Origin of the sequence: Arenibacter certesii DSM 19833, assembly GCF_000429545.1 — a bacterium.
Lineage (GTDB): Bacteria > Bacteroidota > Bacteroidia > Flavobacteriales > Flavobacteriaceae > Arenibacter > Arenibacter certesii.
Genome location: NZ_AUCB01000008.1, coordinates 1 through 20,885 on the forward strand (window position 1 = coordinate 1; position 20,885 = coordinate 20,885).

General features: G+C 36.4%; 19 protein-coding genes. 8 read left to right on the forward strand and 11 right to left on the reverse strand.

Annotation, left to right across the window (positions count from 1 at the left end; all coding sequences use genetic code 11):
• The coding region (locus tag G466_RS24080; RefSeq protein ID WP_026814843.1) for a hypothetical protein at window positions 1–233 on the forward strand (233 nt) is incomplete at its 5' end.
• Between the two features lie 170 nt (window positions 234–403).
• Here G466_RS24080 and G466_RS0104515 read toward each other — a convergent pair.
• From G466_RS0104515 to G466_RS0104550, 8 genes are all read right to left on the reverse strand, one after another.
• Complete coding sequence (locus G466_RS0104515) at window positions 404–1,156, reverse strand: LytR/AlgR family response regulator transcription factor (RefSeq protein WP_026812583.1); 753 nt, start codon at window positions 1,154–1,156, stop codon at window positions 404–406.
• A 36-nt stretch (window positions 1,157–1,192) separates the two neighbouring features.
• Window positions 1,193–2,095 (reverse strand): 1,4-dihydroxy-2-naphthoate octaprenyltransferase, encoded by a 903-nt coding sequence (gene menA / locus G466_RS0104520; RefSeq protein WP_316929598.1) that lies wholly within the window; start codon window positions 2,093–2,095, stop codon window positions 1,193–1,195.
• Between the two features lie 4 nt (window positions 2,096–2,099).
• The gene (locus G466_RS0104525; RefSeq protein ID WP_026812585.1) at window positions 2,100–2,699 is read right to left on the reverse strand and encodes an SPOR domain-containing protein; all 600 of its coding nucleotides are present in this window, start codon (window positions 2,697–2,699) and stop codon (window positions 2,100–2,102) included.
• Between the two features lie 352 nt (window positions 2,700–3,051).
• The gene (locus G466_RS0104530; protein ID WP_026812586.1) at window positions 3,052–3,882 is read right to left on the reverse strand and encodes a CvfB family protein; all 831 of its coding nucleotides are present in this window, start codon (window positions 3,880–3,882) and stop codon (window positions 3,052–3,054) included.
• Window positions 3,883–3,966: 84 nt separating this feature from the next.
• On the reverse strand, window positions 3,967–4,311 hold the full coding sequence (locus G466_RS0104535) for a DUF2853 family protein (RefSeq protein ID WP_026812587.1): 345 nt from the start codon (window positions 4,309–4,311) through the stop codon (window positions 3,967–3,969).
• Window positions 4,312–4,346: 35 nt separating this feature from the next.
• Window positions 4,347–6,104 carry a 2-succinyl-5-enolpyruvyl-6-hydroxy-3-cyclohexene-1-carboxylic-acid synthase gene (gene menD, locus G466_RS0104540; protein WP_026812588.1) on the reverse strand — a complete coding sequence of 586 codons (1,758 nt, stop codon included), beginning with the start codon at window positions 6,102–6,104 and terminating at the stop codon, window positions 4,347–4,349.
• 55 nt (window positions 6,105–6,159) lie between these two features.
• Complete coding sequence (locus G466_RS0104545; protein ID WP_034234671.1) at window positions 6,160–7,272, reverse strand: chorismate-binding protein; 1,113 nt, start codon at window positions 7,270–7,272, stop codon at window positions 6,160–6,162.
• 1 nt (window position 7,273) lies between these two features.
• On the reverse strand, window positions 7,274–7,696 hold the full coding sequence (locus G466_RS0104550; RefSeq protein WP_026812590.1) for a PaaI family thioesterase: 423 nt from the start codon (window positions 7,694–7,696) through the stop codon (window positions 7,274–7,276).
• A gap of 71 nt (window positions 7,697–7,767) precedes the next feature.
• Here G466_RS0104550 and G466_RS0104555 point away from each other — a divergent pair, with 71 nt between their 5' ends.
• From G466_RS0104555 to G466_RS21445, 3 genes are all read left to right on the forward strand, one after another.
• The gene (locus G466_RS0104555) at window positions 7,768–8,418 is read left to right on the forward strand and encodes an alpha/beta hydrolase (RefSeq protein WP_026812591.1); all 651 of its coding nucleotides are present in this window, start codon (window positions 7,768–7,770) and stop codon (window positions 8,416–8,418) included.
• A 207-nt stretch (window positions 8,419–8,625) separates the two neighbouring features.
• A complete protein-coding gene (locus G466_RS0104560) occupies window positions 8,626–9,327 on the forward strand; it encodes a Crp/Fnr family transcriptional regulator (protein ID WP_026812592.1) in 702 nt (233 codons plus the stop codon).
• A 126-nt stretch (window positions 9,328–9,453) separates the two neighbouring features.
• Complete coding sequence (locus tag G466_RS21445; RefSeq protein ID WP_051315526.1) at window positions 9,454–9,996, forward strand: hypothetical protein; 543 nt, start codon at window positions 9,454–9,456, stop codon at window positions 9,994–9,996.
• 243 nt (window positions 9,997–10,239) lie between these two features.
• Here G466_RS21445 and G466_RS21450 read toward each other — a convergent pair whose 3' ends face one another.
• Window positions 10,240–11,187: a hypothetical protein gene (locus tag G466_RS21450; protein ID WP_034234673.1), complete on the reverse strand. Its 948-nt coding sequence runs from the start codon at window positions 11,185–11,187 to the stop codon at window positions 10,240–10,242.
• A gap of 397 nt (window positions 11,188–11,584) precedes the next feature.
• Here G466_RS21450 and G466_RS0104575 point away from each other — a divergent pair, with 397 nt between their 5' ends.
• From G466_RS0104575 to G466_RS0104590, 4 genes are all read left to right on the forward strand, one after another.
• A complete protein-coding gene (locus tag G466_RS0104575) occupies window positions 11,585–12,289 on the forward strand; it encodes a LytR/AlgR family response regulator transcription factor (RefSeq protein ID WP_034234713.1) in 705 nt (234 codons plus the stop codon).
• Window positions 12,290–12,524: 235 nt separating this feature from the next.
• The gene (locus G466_RS0104580) at window positions 12,525–12,923 is read left to right on the forward strand and encodes a hypothetical protein (protein WP_026812594.1); all 399 of its coding nucleotides are present in this window, start codon (window positions 12,525–12,527) and stop codon (window positions 12,921–12,923) included.
• Between the two features lie 68 nt (window positions 12,924–12,991).
• Complete coding sequence (locus G466_RS0104585) at window positions 12,992–17,329, forward strand: CusA/CzcA family heavy metal efflux RND transporter (RefSeq protein ID WP_026812595.1); 4,338 nt, start codon at window positions 12,992–12,994, stop codon at window positions 17,327–17,329.
• A gap of 10 nt (window positions 17,330–17,339) precedes the next feature.
• Window positions 17,340–18,509: an efflux RND transporter periplasmic adaptor subunit gene (locus tag G466_RS0104590; protein ID WP_026812596.1), complete on the forward strand. Its 1,170-nt coding sequence runs from the start codon at window positions 17,340–17,342 to the stop codon at window positions 18,507–18,509.
• A gap of 114 nt (window positions 18,510–18,623) precedes the next feature.
• On the opposite strand, the gene G466_RS0104595 is transcribed toward G466_RS0104590, so the two are convergent.
• Together G466_RS0104595 and G466_RS0104600 are read right to left on the reverse strand one after the other, a co-directional pair.
• Window positions 18,624–19,874, reverse strand: coding sequence for an NAD(P)/FAD-dependent oxidoreductase (locus tag G466_RS0104595; protein ID WP_026812597.1), 1,251 nt, complete (start codon window positions 19,872–19,874; stop codon window positions 18,624–18,626).
• Between the two features lies 1 nt (window position 19,875).
• The gene (locus G466_RS0104600; RefSeq protein ID WP_026812598.1) at window positions 19,876–20,883 is read right to left on the reverse strand and encodes a 4-hydroxyproline epimerase; all 1,008 of its coding nucleotides are present in this window, start codon (window positions 20,881–20,883) and stop codon (window positions 19,876–19,878) included.
• Window positions 20,884–20,885 lie beyond the last annotated feature (2 nt).

Genomic DNA, 20,885 nt, shown 5'->3' on the forward strand with positions numbered 1-20,885 from the left:
AGGAACATAAGGGCAAGTTTGCCCTTGGCGCAGAAGATGCACCTTGGGCCCTTTTTGGCTTCCTTCAGACCAAGGGCCGCTACCAGTTCGTCCCAAGGGATGGCGATATAGATCTTGCCAAGATCGCTTTCGAGAAACCGGGCGTAAAACGCATCGAACTCTTCGGTCTGGGAGGAAAATGTAAAACTGTGCTGGAAATCGTGGATTCTTCGTATCTTGGACATAGACATTAAGATAAAAACCCCGTTTTTTGAGCTAGAGACTCGTTTTCGGGGTTTTATTATATCTAAATATACGAATTAAATACCTGATAAACAAGCAGTTGCGTCAATTCTGAATGCGCCTATTTCTATCATTTCCTCAAGTAAAATGATTAACTGTGTAACGCTATTGTAATGGGAATTTAGGAATTCATCGCAGAAATTATAAAATCTTTAAATTCCTTTGAAATAGGAATCAAGGTTTCGTTAATTAGAATATCCCTGGAATTTATCGCATCAATATGATCCACATTTACAATGTAAGATTTATGTGCTCTGTAAAATTTATGCTTTGGCAATTTCTCCAAATAATCTTTAAGAGGGGAGCGCACTAAAAACTTCTTATCTACCGTATTCACTTCAAGATATACGTTATCGGCCTTTATAAATTGTATGTCTGAAAATTGAATTCGATAATATAACTGTTGCTTTTTAACAAAAATGGAGTCTTTTAAAACAGTATTGGAGATTACCTTATCATCTTCCTCCTCTTCCTGTACATCTCCTTTTTTAACTACACTAGTAAAATTAGATAATGCAATTTCAATAGAAGTATAAAGGTCCTGCTGCTCAAATGGTTTTACCAAATACCCATTAGGTTTAACACTCTTGGCATTTTCTACCGTAGCCCTATCCGAGTTGGAAGTAACAAAAATAAAAGGAATGTCATAGTTTTTCCTAATATGCTTCCCTAAGTCTATTCCAGTCTTATCCGATGCTAAAATTATATCTATCAGTACTAAATCTACCTCTTGGTTTTTTAATACCTCTACCGCTTGTTCATAAACAATAACATTGTCTACAATTACGTAGCCGATCTCCTCCAACATAGATTGCATGTCATCTGCAATAATTACGTTGTCCTCTACTATAAGAATTCTGATTGGTTGCTCCAAAGTTTACGTTTTTGATTGGTTAGTTGGTTAAAGACATTATAAATTGGTAAAACTAATATAAAATAGAATTGCCACTAAAAAAGTACTAAGTGCCAATTTTTTTAATTCTGGATCGAGTAAAACGGTGTTTTTTACTCCCAGCATTTTTACCAAATGTATAAATATAGGAATAAACGCTAATAAATGTAAGACATTCTTCCATTTTTCATAGTGCAAAATAGTATAAATCAGCATACAAACAAAACTTAATACTATTAATAGGATATGATAAATCTTACCATTCCTAATCCCCATTTTCACTATAACTGTATTTTTATTCGCTAATTTATCTGATTCATAATCCCTTAGGTTATTTAAATTTAACACCCCAACGCTCAATAAGCCAATAGTTACAGCGGGAAAAACTGAAGATATATAAATGGATTTAGTATAGAGGAACATAGATCCCATTACCCCGATCAATCCAAAAAAGAGAAATACAAAAACATCTCCCAAACCTTTATATCCATAAGCGGAATCTCCTACAGTATATTTAATGGCGGCCCAAATGCCAAAACCTCCAAGAAGTCCAAATATCAAAATGTATTTTAAATTTTCTGTCCCAAACGAAAAATACAACAAAGCAAGAACCAGGCCTATACAAATTAAAATAGAAATAATTATCCCACGTTTTAATTGGGTCCTACTTAAGAGACCACTTTGCAAGGCGCGTTTAGGGCCCACTCTATTCTCATTGTCGGTTCCCTTGACGCCATCTCCATAATCGTTGGCAAAATTTGAAATAACCTGAAAACCTACTGTAGTAAGAATGGCAAATAAAAATATGCGCCAGTCAAATGAACCATACATGGTTCCTAGGGCGGTGCCCACAATAATCCCTGATAATGATAGCGGAAGGGTTCTTAACCGCGCCGCATTGAGCCAAGCTTTAGTTTTCAACAAATTAGTAGGGATCTTCTATTTCTATGCGTTTTCCATCTCTATAAGACGCAACAAATGCATCTTTAAATCCCATTTTCACTAATTGAAATCTAAAAGAACGGGCTTCTTCCAAAGTTTCAAAGTTTCCTAAAGAATAGGAATAAAATGGGTTTGCCTTAGCAAATATAGTGTTCCCGAGAGATTCAGATGCAAGAGTAAGATTATTATCTATAAAGGATTTTACCTGAACAGAATATATTTTTTCCTTTTCCAAGAACTTTTTAGCCAAATAAAATTCCTTTACTAAACTTAGTTCTTCGTTTTTCTCCCTCAGATTATCTATTCTTGCCTTAATAACTTCTAAGCTATCTATAGAAACTAAAAGATTGTTTCTACTCTCAAAGTTGGTAGATCTGACAAAACCAGCGTTATAGGAAATGACCGCCAAAGAAACAATTAGGAAAAGTACGGTAACACTACCAAATATATTCCTTTGGATTTTACTACGCCTTAACTCCCTGTTCTTATATTTAATCTGATCTAATAAACGCTCATTTATTAACTGAGCCTTGTCAATATCTTTATGCAATTCTAACAAATCGCTTTCCTCAATGAACGGCATAGAAGTTGTTTTTTAGGGGGTGAATACTTAAAAATAACACAAAACAGCGAAATATTGATATTTCTATCTATTCTGATGTAAAATTAAAAGAATTTGTGATAAAAATAGAAATGTACGGGATTAAATTTAATGTTTCCAGAGGTTATACTTCTAAAAATCAACATTTTATTGCTTTTTACCTTCCTTTTATGAAAAGTAAATGGAGAATTTACCAACACTACTCAATAAAAAGCGATCCAACTAAAATGTGTGACTTGATATATCCAAAAGTAGTTAACGTTTACATAGGCTAATAATGTACCATTTAGGACAGGTTCGGCCTACACAAAAACCAAACCTATCGCTTTATGATTTACACCAAGCGTATACCGTCTGTACTAATTTCAATTTTACGTTCCTTGTAAAGTGCTCCGATCCCTTTCTTAAAGGTTTTTTTACTCATTTGAAGGATCCGTTTAATATCTTCTGGATCCGATTTATCATGGAGCTCAAGATATCCTCCATAGGCCTGTAGCTTATCATAAATAAGATTGGCAGCAGGTTCCAAACTTTTATATCCCAATGGCTGTAGGGATACATCTATCTTATTATCCGGTCTTATTAATTTTATATATCCAACGAGCTGATCCCCAACAGATACCTTTTTAAACACTTCATTGGCATAAACAAGTCCTTTGTGTCTTTCATTTATGATGACTTCCCACCCCAAATCCGTAAACCTAGTAACCGTAAGATTTACCTTTTCCTCTTCTTTTACGGTAAGGGTATCATTAGACAAAAACTTATCAAGCTTATTAGATGCGACCAACCTATTGGTTTTTTCATCCAGATAGCAGTATACAACATACCACTGACCTTGTTGCATCTTGTTACGTTGCTCACGAAAGGGAACCAGCAAGTGCTTTTCCAATCCCCAATCCATAAAGGCACCATATTCATTAACCTCAGCAACTTGAAGCAACCTAAACTGATTTATCATTACATAGGGCTCCAAAGTAGTAGCTACAATACGCTCCTCATGATCTAGATAACAAAACACCTCCAGAAACTCCCCAATCTCAAATTCCTCTGGTACGTACTTATTGGGCAATAAAACATCATTCCCTTCTTCATCCCCTAAAAAAAGACCAACAGTAGTGTCTCTTAATATTTCTAATTTACTATATTTTCCAAGTGCTATCATGCTGCAAAAATACACTTTAAAAGAATTCTAATAAAAAAAAGCCGCTCTTTTTAAAGAGCGGCTCTAATATTCAAATTGTGTTGCTTATTTATCGTAAATCGCTTCCTTTTTAAAGTGCTTGGCAAGCATATAATATACTACCGCCCTGTACTTGTTTCTTTCAGATTTACCGTACTTTTCAATAACCGCATTAATAGCCTCCATTAATTGAGGACCATCTTTTAATCCAAGCTTTTTAACTAAAAAGTTGTTCTTTACAGTTGCCAATTCCTTGTCATCCGATCCAGAAACTTTTGACGCATCTGCATTATAGATTGAAGGTCCACACCCAATGGTCACCTTAGTCAATAAATCCATATTTGGCGCCTCTCCAAATTTATCTTTAATGTCTGCGGCATACTTTTCGATCAATTCGTCTCTTTTACTCATAATACTAGTTAATGATTTATGAATTATTTCTCGCCCTAAGATATGAAATCAAAGTAATTTAGCAAAATTTCATCATTCAATAATCTAGGAGTTTTAATCTCCAATATTTTGGGACGTTGGGACTTTGCATAAAAGCCTTCCAATTCCGATATTAATGACGATTCATCTGCTACTGAAACAATGTCAAAATTATAGGTTTTTGCGATATCGGCAAGATCTATCTGGTGCGTTGTTTCAAAAAACGTTTCAAAATTATCGGATTTATCCTTCCCGGGTAAGATCCTGAAAATACCGCCCCCACCATTATTGATGACTATGATTCTAAAATCTGGCCTTATATATTTAATCCACAATGCATTGCTATCATACAGAAAACTAAGGTCTCCAGAAACTAGAAGCGTTGGCTCATCAGTATGTAGCGCTGCACCAATAGCAGTAGAAGTACTGCCATCTATACCACTTGTGCCACGATTACAAAAAACGGTTACAGAAGCATCCAAATCAAATAGCTGGGCATAACGTATAGCAGAACTGTTTCCCAACTGCAATTGATATTTCTTAGGAATACTCCCCATGAGGTGATTAAAAGCTAACATATCACTAAAAGGAATTTCCTTCATGTACGCTGCCCTCCTAGAAATATAACGGATTTTGGCCTGGGACCAATACTGGTGATAATCACTTATCGGAACTGATTTTTTCTTCAATAATTTTCCAAAAAAAGTATTGGGCTCCGTTTTAAAGTGATGGGTAAGGCTAAAAAACGTATTTGACGCCTTATGTGCATCTATATGCCAGTGGTATGTAGGACTATATTCGCGTAAAAACGCCTTTATTTTTTTGGAAACAATTAGACCGCCAAAGGTAAGTACAACTTCTGGTTGCAATTGCTTGAACAACTCCTCTTTATTAGGCGATTTTTCTATAGGCGCTATAATACTGTCTATACTCGGAAAAAAATTAGGATGGTGTAGATTGGAAGTGCATTCCTTTAAAACAATAACAGAAGGATCTTTGGCTAATATCTCTAAATACTTTTGATCTACGGTATTTGGAAAATTAACCCCTACCAATACTATTTTCCGTTTGGCCCCATTCCAGATATCTAAATATCCTTGAAAATTTTCTAGGTCAAATCCCTTGTGCTCCTTCCTAATAATATTAACATTAGGTGTTAAGGTAGGTTCTGTGATAACCTCATATAAAGGCTCCTCAAACGGCACATTTATATGTATTGGGCTATTTAAGGAAAACACCACATTGAAAGCCTTATCCAAAACGGCATCGTTAAATTCCTGCACTGTTAGCTGTGCCTCCTCAACTGTGGCCCCATCAAGACTTTCTTTATCATATTTTAGAACCTTCTCGGAAGCATGAGATACATCCAATTTTAAATTTGCCCCAAAAGCAATATGATTCTTAAAAACATCTTCCTGTCTTATGGTTTGTCCATCTCCAATATCTACCTTGTACGGCGGCCTATCCGCGGAAATAACCACTAAGGGAATATCACTATAAAATGCTTCTGAAATAGCGGGATAGTAATTTAACAGGGCACTACCAGAGGTACACAAAACAACAGCCGGTTCTTTCAATTGCTGGGCAATACCCATAGCAAAAAACGCAGCACTCCTTTCATCTACAATACTATAGCAGTTAAAAAAGGGGTCTTCAGTGAAACCAATGGTCAATGGAGCATTTCTGGATCCCGGGGAAATAATAATATTTTTAATACCTCTTGCCTTGCAATGGTATACCACGGTCTGGGAGGAGGGGATAATAGAGTATTTCATTAGCACAAAAATACAACCTACACCTAATTTAAACCAATCCTATTTCCTAATAAATTTAACGGTGGATAATATTCAACATAGTGCGACTCTTATCGCTGGTCTCCTTCCATTCCATTTCTGGATCGGACTCGCGGGTAATTCCACCCCCTACGTATATAGTTAACTGTTCTTCCTGTATTTTCATGCACCTGAGATTGACGAAAAGTAGGGTCTTTTTCTTAATGGTCCTATACGCTCTATTCTCTTGATTTCTTCTTTTCTCAGGTCGATTCACTTCTTCCTTAAAATTTAATTCACCTAAAAAGCCAGTATAAAACTCCCTGTGATGATTTTCATTCTTCAAAATAAAATCTCTTGCCTTCAACTTGGGTAGGCCACCTACTGCAGGAGTAGGATGCAAGGAATGTATTATCGCGCCAATTCCCGTTTCCAGGTTTACTACCCCAGAAATATCGGTTTTTAAATGCCAAAGCTCTCCTGCACGTGAACTTATTGTTTCCGATACATCATAAGATGCAACTTTCCCTTTTAAGGAGTCCGTAATGAATTGGGTAACCATATGCTGCTCTTCCAACTCTTTGTTGCCCCAATCCGGTTCAGATTCCCCATTATACTTCATAGTTCCCGCCAATGACATGGTCCGTAATTGCCTATTTTCCATTTCCAACAACAATTCCGGTGTGGCACCCAACCACATCCCCACCTTAGGATGATACCAGATATAGCAAAATGCAGTTGGATAATGGGATAAAATATTTTGGTATAATTGAAGTGGATTTTGAGACGATTTCACTTTCACCTCCCTAGAAAAAACTACTTTTTCTAGGTTGCCTAGTTTAATTTCATTTACCCCTTTCTGCACCAACTCTAAATGAAAAGTCTTCTCGGAAATATTTTCTTCTACAGCCACCGACTCTAGATTCTCTTCTGTCTTTTCTAATTGGAGAATTTCAGCAAAGGAGCTATCATTCTTTATTAAAATAGCGTTTTCATTAGAATTGAAAGGTGCGAAAACAAAGCCGGTTTCCTCATAATCTACCACAGTATGCAGCTCCTGGTTGTTTTGTAGAATTAACTGTACTATCTCCTCATTGGGCTTTCTATAGGCCACAAAAGGCAGCTGATCTTTAAATTGTTGGGATATACGGTCCAAAAAATTCAATCTCATACTATTCTCTTGGTAAGGCTATGGTTGTTAATTTACAAATAGAAACTAAGTTATTGTCCTTATCGGTTACCTTAATATCCCAAACTTGTGTGGTACGTCCCTTATGTACCATAGTCGCCTTGGCAAAAACCTCTCCTTCCCTTACACTTTTAACATGGTTGGCAGAAATTTCCAATCCGCGTACGATATATTTTTTGGCGTCTATAAAAATAAAAGAAGCTGCACTCCCCACACTTTCTGCCAGGGCCACCGTTGCCCCCCCATGTAAAACGCCATCTGGTTGATAAACTTTTGGCGTAACCGGCATTTTAGCCACTAAATAATTTTCCCCCACATCTATATATTCCATCCCTAAGGTTTCCATTAAGGTACCTTTACTGGTTTCATTGCAAATTCGAAGTATTTTCTCCCTATATTCTTCCATGAAATGATTTTTTGTAAAATTAAGCATTAGAAAATCAAATAATAGCTTACTTTATTTCCTATTTAACATATATGGACCACCAAGAAAAAAAAATCACCTATACTACAACTAACACCTATCTCAGTTTAAACACTTTAGACAAAAACACTAAAAACGTTTGGGTCGTGTTACATGGGATTGGGTTTCTAAGCAAGTACTTTATAAAGTTTTTCAAAGGTCTGCCCAAAGAGGATAACTATATTATTGCTCCCCAAGCGCCCTCCAAATATTACCTAGGCTCTAATTATAGACATGTGGGGGCTAGCTGGCTTACTAAGGAAAATACGGTTTTGGAAACAGAAAATGTAATCCGATATTTAGATCAGGTACTATTGAACGAGAACATCCCAAAGGATTGCCGACTAATCATTCTAGGTTTCTCCCAGGGGGTCTCCATTGCAACCAGGTGGGTTGCTAAAAGTAAGATTGTGTGTAATGAGCTTATTTTGTATGCTGGTGGGATTCCCCCAGAACTTACAATTGCCGATTTTGAATTTCTGAAGCACCTGGATACCGAAATAAAAATTGTTTTTGGTGACCAAGATGAATTCCTCACTCCTGAGCGCCAGGAAAAAGAGCGACCTAAAATTGAAGCCCTCTTTCAGGGTAAAGCTAAGTATATTGTATTTAAGGGAGGGCATGAAGTTAAACCGAATATAATAAACGACCTACTATCCAGTTGACCCATAAGTAAATTGTTAAACCTTCTATAAAAACATGTTGATAAAGAATTGTCAACCAAATTCCCTAAACGGTTGTTTTTCCGTATTTTTACCTGACTTATTTTGAGATTTATTAGGTTCTCTATCTGATTTCCCCCCTTTTTGTTTTTTTACTTACTTTTTTTTACTGCATAGAAAAGGAATTCCACCAGAATTAAAATCAAAAATATGGATGCAATAAAGTCTACTGAATATTTTAAAAAAATACGAGACAACAACCTCTTCACTGATATTAATGATAAATCGCTGTTGGAGCTAATCGCCATTGCTAATCCATGTTATTGGCCAGAAAGGACTTGCATTCTACAGTCCGACCAAGAATTACATAAATTTTATATCATTACATTGGGTATTGTAAAGGCATACGACTACGATTCCATCAATGATAGGGAAATAGTACTTTCTTTATTGACCGAAAACGATGTTTTAAATGTTTGTTCATTAATCGGCGAGGGAAGCACTAGCCTATACTATGAAACGCTAATTCCTACGGAAGTCCTTTATATTCCATTGAACCGAATGCGAGAATGGTCCTTAAAAAATCCGCTGTTTTTTAAGCAAATATTAGTCTATGTTTTAAAAAAAATGAATCACTTAGAAGATGTGGTATCTGATATCTGCCTCAAGGATACCTCAACACGATTGGCTAAACTATTGTTACAGTACACCAATAAATCCACCAATAAAATAGAAACGATAGACGGCTTTACCCATAATCAGTTGGCAGGATTAATCGGAACAACACGAGCAGTATTAAATAGGCATCTTCAAGAATTTAAGGAAGAGGGTATATTGGATATTAGAAGAAAGCATATTGAAATTATTGATTCCACCCTTCTTTACAAGAAAGCATCCCATTTCAGTTTCTAATAGATGCCTACACTATTTCACCCTGTTAATATTATAATAAAGCGTATGTAGGTGCTACCTAAGTAGCATTGTACTAGGGTCCAAATTGGTATTTTTAAGATATACGAATCATAAAAATCATCAATCATGAAAAAATCATTTATTTTAATCGCACTAATGGGATTCATTTCTATTGGATTTTCACAAACCAACGGAAATAAAGAAGACAATCATGACGAACATAGTAATGCGTTTGAATTAGAAGGCGTGACTATCAGTCCAATATCTAACCTAGTCTACCACAATATGGTAAGTAACGAAGCTACACCTGAATTTGTACAAAACCTACAAAAAGAGGTCGCTAATTACGATGTAACCGAAGACCCAAATTTTGACGGGAATTACGATGATTATAAGGTTATTTTCTCTCAGACCAATGGCAGGATAATTGCAACCTATGATGCTGAAGGAAAAGTACTTTCCACCATTGAGAAATTTAAAAATGTTACTCCACCTAATTCTGTGCGGGACGAGATATACAAACAATATCCAGATTGGATTATTCAAAAAGATATCTATAGAGTAACCTATTTTAAGGATAAGGGTGTTAATAAGACCTACCAAGTTCAGGTCCAGAATGGAAATAGCAAGAAAAATCTAAGAGTAGACTATACCGGTGAAATCCATTAAAGTTTTAATAAAAAAAGATCCTGTATATTTAATTATGTTCAGGATGTTTTTTATTATAATATAGAAAGTCAATTACCTTTGTGTAACCCTTGAAGCATTAAACGAAAATGACGATACCCTTTTATAGCAACTGAATGCAACTGTAAGGTAAGCGTTTCAATATTCAAAACTCAACTAATGTGCAAAACGGGATAATCCTTTTTTAAGTGAAAAATAAGTGGCACCTAACGTTCCCTTTATTTCCTACATCTTACTCTCTAGGGATTGCACCTTTGAATAATATTGTATTTTTCTACTGGTGTAGGTATTATTTGGAGTTACAATTTGTCTAATCCAGTTCTTTTTTTCACCCCCGTCATACTGGTAGTGGTAATTTTTCTCCATATTCGATTTTCCGCTTTTTACTTTCTCAGCAATTAGATCTCCTTGGAGGTTGTATTCGTAGGTCTTATTTTCTATTGGCTCAAAAGAGTTTTTAGCCCTATTGAAGGTGAAATTAATTTCCGATAGCAGATTGCCCCTACTATTAAAAGTTTGCTCCAACGCCTTATACGGCTCTCCTTCTAGAAATTCTTTTGTAAGTATTATTTTTTGCTTGCTTAGCTTATCTCCTTCCCTTACCGAAGTCCTTATAGATTTTAAAATAACTTCATCTAAATAATGCGTTTCAGTCAATTCACCATTGTTCTCTTCATAAGTTATTATAGTTTCATCTATCCCCCTGTCATTAATTCTCTTAATAGTTATCAGTTTTCCCTCCTCGTCATAACCATATTCATACTGATCTAAAAACTCCTTATTATAGGAAATAATCCTTTCGGTTATTTTTTTACCATCGGTGGTATCAATTGCGTAAAGATTGGCAATGGATGTATTTGGCACAAAGACTCCATCCCTGTAATTCTCCAACCGTTTCTCTAATAAAACAGTGTCTTTTATTTTGTATAATGTAATATCATAATCTCCTTCATTATAACGCGTAATGGCTTTTGTAAGTATTCCTTGTCTATTAAATTGGTATTCTTCCTTCCCATAGTTGGTAATGACCATACAGGATTTAACTGCCCCGTTTAAATTGAAATCTTGCACCCTAAACAATCTTATTTCCTGGCCCAACATGAACATTGGGATTAAAATGGTGAAAACATTTAAAATGCTAAAAACAAAAGATGCTGCGTATTTTCTTACCATACTACAAAATTAACTATATAAACCCATTAAAAAAATTTAAATAAAGAGACCTTTTCTACTTTGAACGTCTAGGAATACCCAACTATAATATTAGTAAAATCAATGGTTTATGAGAAGTTTTAATTCAGAAGAAAAACTGGGTTTATTTAAAGTTTTAAAAGGGTATCCTAGGTAAAAAAATCTCCATAAAATATGGCCTTATAAGTATGATTTTGAAGATAAACGTCAAAATTGTGCAACTTACCGTATATTTGTGTTTAAAATAACCCTAAATCCAACCTTGGAATAATACAGTTTTCTCAAAATGTTTTACGAGAGGAACGTGCGAGAATGTATATTTCTATCTCTTTTATTTAAAAATGATTTAGAAATCCGAGGTATCATGAACCTAAGCTATATGAAAAGTAGTAAATTAAAATGTGTCCTAATCGAGGATTCTGCAATGCAGAGACGTACCATTTCTAAGCTAATTAAAGATAATACCTCTTTATTTTATTTAGATGAATTTAGAAACGGACAGGAAGCTAAAGTTTTTTTGGCCGATAATGATGTTGATCTAATTTTCTTAGATATTGAAATGCCTATTGTTAACGGTTTTGATCTTTTGGAATCCTTGGAGGAAAAACCACAGATAATTGTAATTTCTGCCAGTGCCCATCACGCAATGAAAGCTTTTGACTACAATGTTGCAGATTATTTACAAAAACCTGTAGATAAAAAAAGATTTGATAATGCTGTAAAAAAGGCACTTACCAATTTCAGACTAGAAAACATCGAAGAGACGGAGCAAGATTTCATCTATATAAACCACCAATTAAAAAACACCAAACTTATTCTAAATGATATTTTATGGGTAGAGGCGTATGGTGATTATATAAAGATAATCTCCAAAGACAAAAATATGCTCATTCTTTCTACCATGAAAGCTTTTAATGACCAATTACCTTCAGACAAATTTTTGCGGATACATAAATCATTTATAGTCAATTTAGATAAAATTGATAAGTTTAATGGCTCCAGTGTAGAAATAGACGGAAAGATAATCCCACTTAGCAGACATAAGAAAGAATTACTACAAAATGCTTTGGTCGTTGTAGAGTAATCTTTTAACAGGCTGACCTTAATTTTTCGCAGCCTTTTTTATATCTATTCAATGCGGCATCAAGGACCATTTTTGGATATGCAAGATGAAAGCGTGGTTTCAGTCAACTATATATAAAATAGACGAAATCTTTAAAGGCCAGCAAATCCATTTAACAAGTAAGACCAACATTTTTTTTTAAAGGATGACAAAGGTCAGGTATATATATTCTAATTATTTTTATCTTTAACCCTAAATGGGCAAATTATTTTCCATAGCGCTATCCTCATTGCTTTTAATCCAAAGCCTACACATGGATATGGTGAATTTTTCGCAGTTAAATGAGTTTTTTTCTCATGCCCAATTCCACAAGCAGAAATACGGGGATAATTTAATCGATTTTGTTTCCAAGCATTACGGCGCACAAAAGGAACAACATCATAGGGAGCATCAAGAGGAGCACAAAGATCATGAAAGCCTACCTTTTAATCATCAATCCTGTATACACGCTGTTACTGCCTTTGTTTTAAACGAAGCTCCAGCTATATTGTTAAAAACTCCTCCTGCATTTGATTCCACTTCTGGCTATTTTTATCAGGAATCCTATGAACAGATATCTAATACCGACATCTTTCAACCTCCTAAGCACGCATAATTCATTTTAAGTATTTTTTAAAAAATCGAGCTATATCCCATAGCTTGAAAACCTTTTATATATGAATTATGCTATCCAATATTATTCAATTCAGTTTAAAGAATAAATTAATTATTCTTTTACTTACCTTATTTATTATCGGTTTTGGGCTCTATTCCATTACTCAGATCCCTATTGGGGCTGTCCCTGATATTACCAATAATCAAGTACAAGTTATTACCACCTCCAAAAACCTGTCTACCCAAGATATGGAACAGTTTATAACCTATCCGGTGGAGTTGGAAATGGCCAATTTACCAGGAGTAAAGGAAATACGTTCCGTCTCCAAATTTGGTCTTTCCGTAGTCACTATTGTTTTTGAGGAAAAAATGGGTACGTTTTTGCCCCGCCAATTGATCTCAGAAAAATTAATATCAGCTTCCGAAAAAATACCTGAAGGATTTGGAACCCCGGAAATGGGTCCCATTACTACTGGCTTGGGAGAAATCTATCAATATATCTTGGATACCAAACCAGGTTATGAAGATACATATTCCCTTATGGAATTAAGGACCATTCAGGATTGGGTGGTAAAAAGGCAACTTTCGGGAATTCCTGGTGTTGTGGAAGTGAATACGTGGGGCGGTCAGCTGAAACAATATGAAGTAGCCATCAACACCAATAAGTTACATGCGATGAATATTTCCATATCCGATATTTTTACGGCCTTGGAAAAAAATAACAGTGTAACTGGAGGTGGATATATAGAAAAAGCAAATCAGGCTTACTTTATTCGAGGAGAAGGATTAATCTCTTCCTTAGATGACCTCAGAAATATCGCGATAAAAACTACCAATTCACTACCTATCTATATTAAGGATGTTGCGGAAGTTAGTTTTGGGAGCGCTACACGCTTCGGAGCCATTACTGGAAACGGTGAGGGCGAGAAGGTGCTAGGTCAAATTATGATGCTAAAAGATGCTAATTCTAAAAAAGTAATCGATGCCATTCACGAGCGAATTGATCTCATTTCTGAATCCTTGCCCGAAGGTGTTTTTATTAACGGATTCTTAGAAAGGAACGAGCTCATTCAAAAAACAACCTACACCATTTCTGAGAACCTCATCTTAGGATGTTTAATCGTGATTTTTGTAGTGGTGTTACTACTGGGGAATTTTCGATCTGGATTAGTAGTTGCGTCTGTAATTCCTCTTTGTTTATTGTTTGCACTCTCCATGATGTATATTTTTAATGTAGATGCCAACCTAATGAGCTTAGGAGCTATAGATTTTGGAATAATCATAGACGGTGCAGTAATTATTGTAGAAACCATTGCGTTTCAAATGACCACAAAGAGACACGAACTCGCCCATGTTGCCATAGGTCAAAAACAAGCTTTGAAAAATAAGATTACATTTCATGGGGCATCTAAAATGATGAATTCGGCCATATTTGGTCAGTTAATCATACTTATTGTCTTTATCCCTATTCTCTCTCTTAGTGGAATAGAGGGAAAGATGTTTAAACCAATGGCGCTTACGTTTAGCTTTGCATTACTGGGCGCCATGTTGTTATGTTTCACCTATGTACCTGTAGCTGCTTCCTTATGGATTAAGCCTGCAAACACTTCACCAAAAAATATTTCGGTGAGACTAATGACTTTTTTCAATAGTGTTTACGATCCGGTGATTATATGGGCATTTAAGCAAAAAAGAGTGGTATTGTCCATATCTGCTCTACTCTTGGCCGCGTCTATCTATTTGTTCACTACCATGGGAGGTGAATTTGTCCCCACCTTGGATGAAGGCGATTTTGTGATACAACCCGTATTAAAAACAGGAACTTCATTAAGTAAAACTGTTGAAATTACTACTAGAATAGAACAGATACTGTTAGATAATTTCCCTGAAGTTAAACAGGTGATAACTAGAATTGGTGCGGCAGAAGTACCAACAGATCCTATGTCTATGGAAGAAAGTGATGTTATCATAACCCTTAAAAATAGAAAAGAGTGGGTTTCCGCTGACTCTAAAGATGAGTTAGCTGATAAATTTAAGGAAGCGCTGTCCGTGATTCCAGGAATGGAGGTGGAATTTACCCAGCCTATTGAAATGCGCTTTAATGAATTAATCACCGGTGTACGTGCAGATATTGCTATAAAAATTTTTGGGGAAGACCTAGACATCCTACAATCCAAGGGCAATGAGATAAAAAACCTCATTCAGGATGTGGAAGGTGCAGCGGACATAATCGTTGAAAAAGTAGCTGGACTACCACAAATGAATGTTAAGTTTAATAGGGCTAAAATTGCCAGATATGGCCTTAATATTGCCGATTTGAACCAAATTATTTCTATGGGCTTTGCCGGGACCAATCTTGGTAGTGTCTTTGAAGGAGAACAACGATTTGACCTGACCCTTAGATTAGATGCCAAAAGCAGAAACGATATCTCTAACCTCAAAAACCTATATGTAGACACCCCTACCGGCCAAAAAATTCCACTTAGTGAGCTTGCAAACATAACTTACACCCAAGGAGCAGCTAAAATCTCTAGGGACGATACTAAGCGAAGAATCGTAGTAGGCGTGAACGTAAGAAATAGGGATTTACAATCAGTGGTGGATGATGTTCAGCAACTTATAGATACCGAGATAAAACTGCCCGTGGGGTATACAATTGATTATGGTGGTCAGTTTGAAAACTTACAAAGTGCCAAGGATCGATTGTTAATAGCAGTTCCCGTAGCATTAATACTAATATTCATATTGCTATACTTTGCTTTTAAATCCGTAAAAGACGCATTATTAATCTATTCCGCTATTCCATTGTCCGCAGTAGGAGGAATTATATTACTATGGATTAGGGATATGCCTTTTAGTATTTCTGCAGGAGTTGGTTTTATAGCCCTATTCGGGATTGCCGTTTTAAACGGTATTGTACTTATAGAACATTTTAAAGAGTTAAAACATCAAGGAATGGAACATTCGGATCAGCTTATTATACAAGGAACTAAGGACAGATTGCGGGCAGTGCTACTTACGGCGTCGGCCGCAGCACTAGGCTTCTTACCTATGGCTATCTCTACAAATGTAGGAGCAGAAGTACAACGGCCATTGGCCACTGTAGTAATTGGCGGACTCATTAGTGCTACTTTATTAACACTGGTAGTGCTCCCCATACTCTATTCTATATTCCACAGAAAGGATAATAATGATATGGAGAAACCTAAATCCAATTATAACCGTCCTATCACCGTACTACTACTTTTAATCTCCACTGGGATGTTAAACGCACAGGAGCAGGGACTAAGTTATGAGGAAATCCACAGTCTTGCACTTAAGAATAATGCCGGACTTAAAGCGGGGGATCTAAAGGTGCAGGAATCCAAAGCCCTCATAGGCAGTGCATTTAGTTTTGATAAAGCAGAAGTGTACTACCAATACGATCAAAATAATATGGCCTTTAATAATAAACCTTTAAAAGTATACGGAATACAACAAGATATCCTTTTTCCTACCGTGTACTTTGCCGAAAAAGGAGTAAATAAGGCACAATATGAGATGCAAAATAGCACCTATGAGATAGCACTGCTCCTTTTAGAAAAGGAGGTGGCATCTACTTATCACGAGCTACAATATGCTAGGCATAAGGAAAAAACATATAATGAGCTAAATGCCATCTATGATCAATTTTCCCATGCCGCTCAAAGAAAGTTTGAACTTGGCGAGAGCAATTACCTAGAAAAAATAACCGCTCAAGCCAAACAAAAAGAACTGCAGGCCTTGTATAAAAAAGCAATTGAGGATTCTAAAATAGCGCTTTTTGAATTATCTAAAATTGTGCAGCCAGACTCCGTACTACGAGTAAGAAGCATGCCAATGGAAAAGTTAGAATTACAACAAGCTAAAATAGAAGATAATGTAGGCATACTTTTTTATGAAGGCAGAAACAAACTTTTCCATGCAAAGAGCAATCTAGAGCAACAACATTTACTGCCCGATTTTAGCCTAAATTATTTTCAGGGCACCAATGCTAATCTAGGAGAAAACCTATATGGATTTCAGGTGGGACTCAAAATTCCGTTAATCTTTAGTGGTAATGCCTCCAAAATAAAAGCAGCAAAAATAGCCAAGGATGTTGCTCGTACAGAAATGGAAGATTATACTATACGCTTAAAAACCAAATACGACTCCCTTATGGGACAATTAAATAAATACAGGGAAGTACTTTCTTATTATGAAAACGAAGGACAAGGGCTTGCGGATGAAATTATTAAAACGGCTACTCTGAGTTATCAAAGTGGGGAAATCGATTTTTTTCAATACATCCAAAGTATGGAAAATGGGTATCAAATAACACTTAGCTATTTAGAGAACCTTAATGCCTATAATCAGACCGTCATCGCCATAAATTATCTAAACTTATAAAACAACTACTATGTTACGTATACTATATATATTAATTACCACTGTGCTCCTACTCATCTTTACCGCATGCGGGGATCAGAACAATAAAAATAAACCTCCACTTTCTGATGAAAATGAAGTGCACACCGAATCTTCTATAAAGGTCACCAAAGCCCAATTTGAGGGAGAAAATATGGTCTTGGGAAATTTAGTTGAAAAAGATTTTCCCTTAGTTGTAGAAGTTAGGGGAGCCATAGATGTCCCCCCTAAAAGCAATGCTGTTATAAGTGCCTTTATGGGAGGTTACATTAAAAGAACTCCTTTATTAGTTGGCGATAGGGTAAGAAAAGGAGACCCTTTACTTAGCTTGGAAAATCCGGCGTTTATTCAATTGCAACAAGAATATATGGAATCCGTTGAGCAGTTGGTCTATTTGAAATCGGAATATGAGAGACAGCGATCCCTAGTTGAAGAAAAAATAACTTCCCAAAAGAATTTCTTAAGAGCAGAAAGTGAATACAAGCGGAATTTGGCATTATACAATGGATTGCGGAAAAAACTGCAAATGCTAAACATCTCCCCCAATAATGTTGAAAAGGGAAATATTGTATCCCAAGTAACCATTTATGCTCCAATAGATGGGAACATAACCAAAGTAAATGTTTCCCCTGGCATGTATGTTTCCCCTTCCGATGAAATTATGGAGATTATAAATACAGAACATATTCATTTGGAATTAACCTTATTTGAAAAGGATATCATGAAAATTAAAAAGGACCAACCTATTCATTTTAAAATTCCAGAAGCGTCTGACCAAACATACAATGCAGAAGTCTATTTAGTAGGCACATCCATTGATAGTGAGAATAGAACCGTTAAAGTACACGGACATTTACATGACGACGAAAATCATTCTTTTGCCGTTGGTATGTTTGTTGAAGCGACTATTATAACGGAAAGTAAAAAACTAAAGGCACTACCAGAGGAAAGTATTATCTCCGCAGATAATGATCATTTTGTTCTAGTTCTATTATCCGAAGATAGCGAAGGGTATTCCTTTGAAGCCAGAGAGGTAAACGTAGGGGAGAGTTACGATGGTTTTACTGCTATTACCGATTGGGGTAATATAAAGGAAACTGAGAAGGTAATTGTGAAAGGTGGATTTAATTTAATTGGAGAATCTGGGGGGCATGACCACTAATTACTTAAACTGACAGTGTTTATACCTATAGAACATACCATTACAGATAGAATTAAAAAAAAAGGCTAAGGGAGAAATTCATTTAGCCTTTTTTATTGCACCCCTGCTCAAGAGCTAAAATTTTCGGTCCGGTGAAAAGCCAATGATATCCATACCCGTCTTTTTATCTGAGATGATCTCCGAAACCAATTTTCCTGTGGCAGGCCCTAGACTCCAACCCATCATAGCATGACCAGTGGCGAAGGTTAGGTTTCTAATATGTTTAGTTCTCCCAATATAGGGAAGTCCGTCTGGAGATATAGGCCGAAGCCCACTCTCTGCAGCCTCTTTTTCTTCTTGGTTAATCTTGATATCGGGAAAATACTGAGTAGTGGCATCTGCAATAGCTGCCACGCGCTCTTTTCTAATCAACGTATTAATTCCTGAGAACTCCATAGTTCCCGCAAATCTAGTGTAATCGGTCATAGGGGTAACCGCTACCTTAGACTCCATAAGAATAGCCGGAATAGTGATTCCGGTAGGCCTGTACACATTTATCCTATACCCTTTTCCCGCCTGTAAGGGCAGTTTAATATGTAATTTTTTAGATAGATTTTCACTCCAAGTTCCAGATGCCAGAACCACCTCATCTACCACATAGATATCTTTATTGGTAATCACCTGCTCAATCTTTGCATTAGCAAACTGAAAATCGGTTACCTCCTCGTGAGACCTAATGATGACCCCCACCTTTTTTAGGTGCGTTATCATTTTTCCCATAAACTCCGTTGGCGTGGTATGACCATCACATTCGTAATGTATGGCACCCTTAACATCCATATTCACATTGGGCTGTAGGGCATTCAATCCTTTTTTATCTAAAAACTGTACTTCCAAGCCTAGATCGGCAGCTTTTTTCGCCACTTGCATTTCATACGCTCCTTCCTTATCGGTTTTATAAAGCATTAAAAGGCCTTTTCGTTCCAATTGGAAATCCCCTAAATCGCCCGAATTTTTTATATCCGTAAAAAGCTCCCTACTTATTAAATTTATTTCTTTTATCCAAGGTCCCGCCACTTCTACTTTTTCCGTGGTAGAGGAACGATGGAAGTACCAAGACCATTTAAAAAAATCGATATCCCATCGTGGTTTCATATAAAATGGACTGGTAGGGTTAAACATCCACTTAATCCCTTTAGAGATCATCCCTGGGGAGGCCAAAGGAATAATATGGCTGGGGGTAATATAGCCAGCATTCACATGTGATGCTCCGGACTTCATATCAGATTTATCCAATACTGTAACCTGATGCCCCACTTTTTGCAAGAAATACGCTGAACAGAGTCCGGCAATACCTCCACCAATAATCAATACATTTTTTTTCATATTACACTACTTGAAATCCATGGGCATAAGGATCCTCATCATCTATTATGATGGTGTTATAGCCATACACTTTTGCCCACCCTTTAATACTAGGAGTAATTGCCTTTATTCCGTTTATTGAAGTTTCTTCCTCTATAATCCCCGTAAATTGAGATCCTATATAACTTTCATGGATAAAAGTTTCGCCCAGCTTTAATTTTCCTTTGGCATGCCATTGCGCCATCCTTGCCGAGGTTCCCGTACCACAGGGAGATCTATCAATTGCCTTATCGCCATAAAATACCGCATTTCTAGCTGTAGCCAAAGCACTTAAGGTTTTTCCTGTCCATTGTATATGGCTTAATCCACTTATAGTCTCATTTTCTGGATGAACAAATTTATTTGGAAATTTTAAATTGATTTTATCCCGTATTTCCTGGCTGAAATTAATTAATTGAGCGGCTGAATATTCTTGAATACCCTTAAAATTTTTTTGAGGATCTACAATTGCATAAAAATTCCCACCATAGGCTACATCAAAAACCAATTCTCCCAATCCGTAACATTCTATGGTGAGTTCCGAAGCAGCTAAGTAAGATTTCACATTGGTCAATTGCACCCAATCTACCTTTGTTCCTGTTTGTTGATAATTTATCTTTACCAAACCAGCCGGAGTTTCCAATTTGATGGTTCCTGGATTTTTTGGCGACAACAAGCCTTCCTCTATCCCAATTGTAATGGAACCAATGGTGCCATGACCACACATGGGCAGACATCCACTAGTCTCCAAAAAAAGAATTCCACAATCGTTGTTGGGATCTTGTGGGGGATAAAATATACTCCCACTCATCATGTCGTGCCCTCTAGGCTCAAACATGAGACCTTTTCTTATCCAGTCGTATTCCTGTAAAAAGTGTTGACGTTTTTCACTCATAGAATTTCCATGAAGCTGCGGACCGCCACCTGCCACTACCCTAACCGGGTTTCCACAGGTATGGGCATCAACACAAAAGAATGTTTTTCGTGCCATTC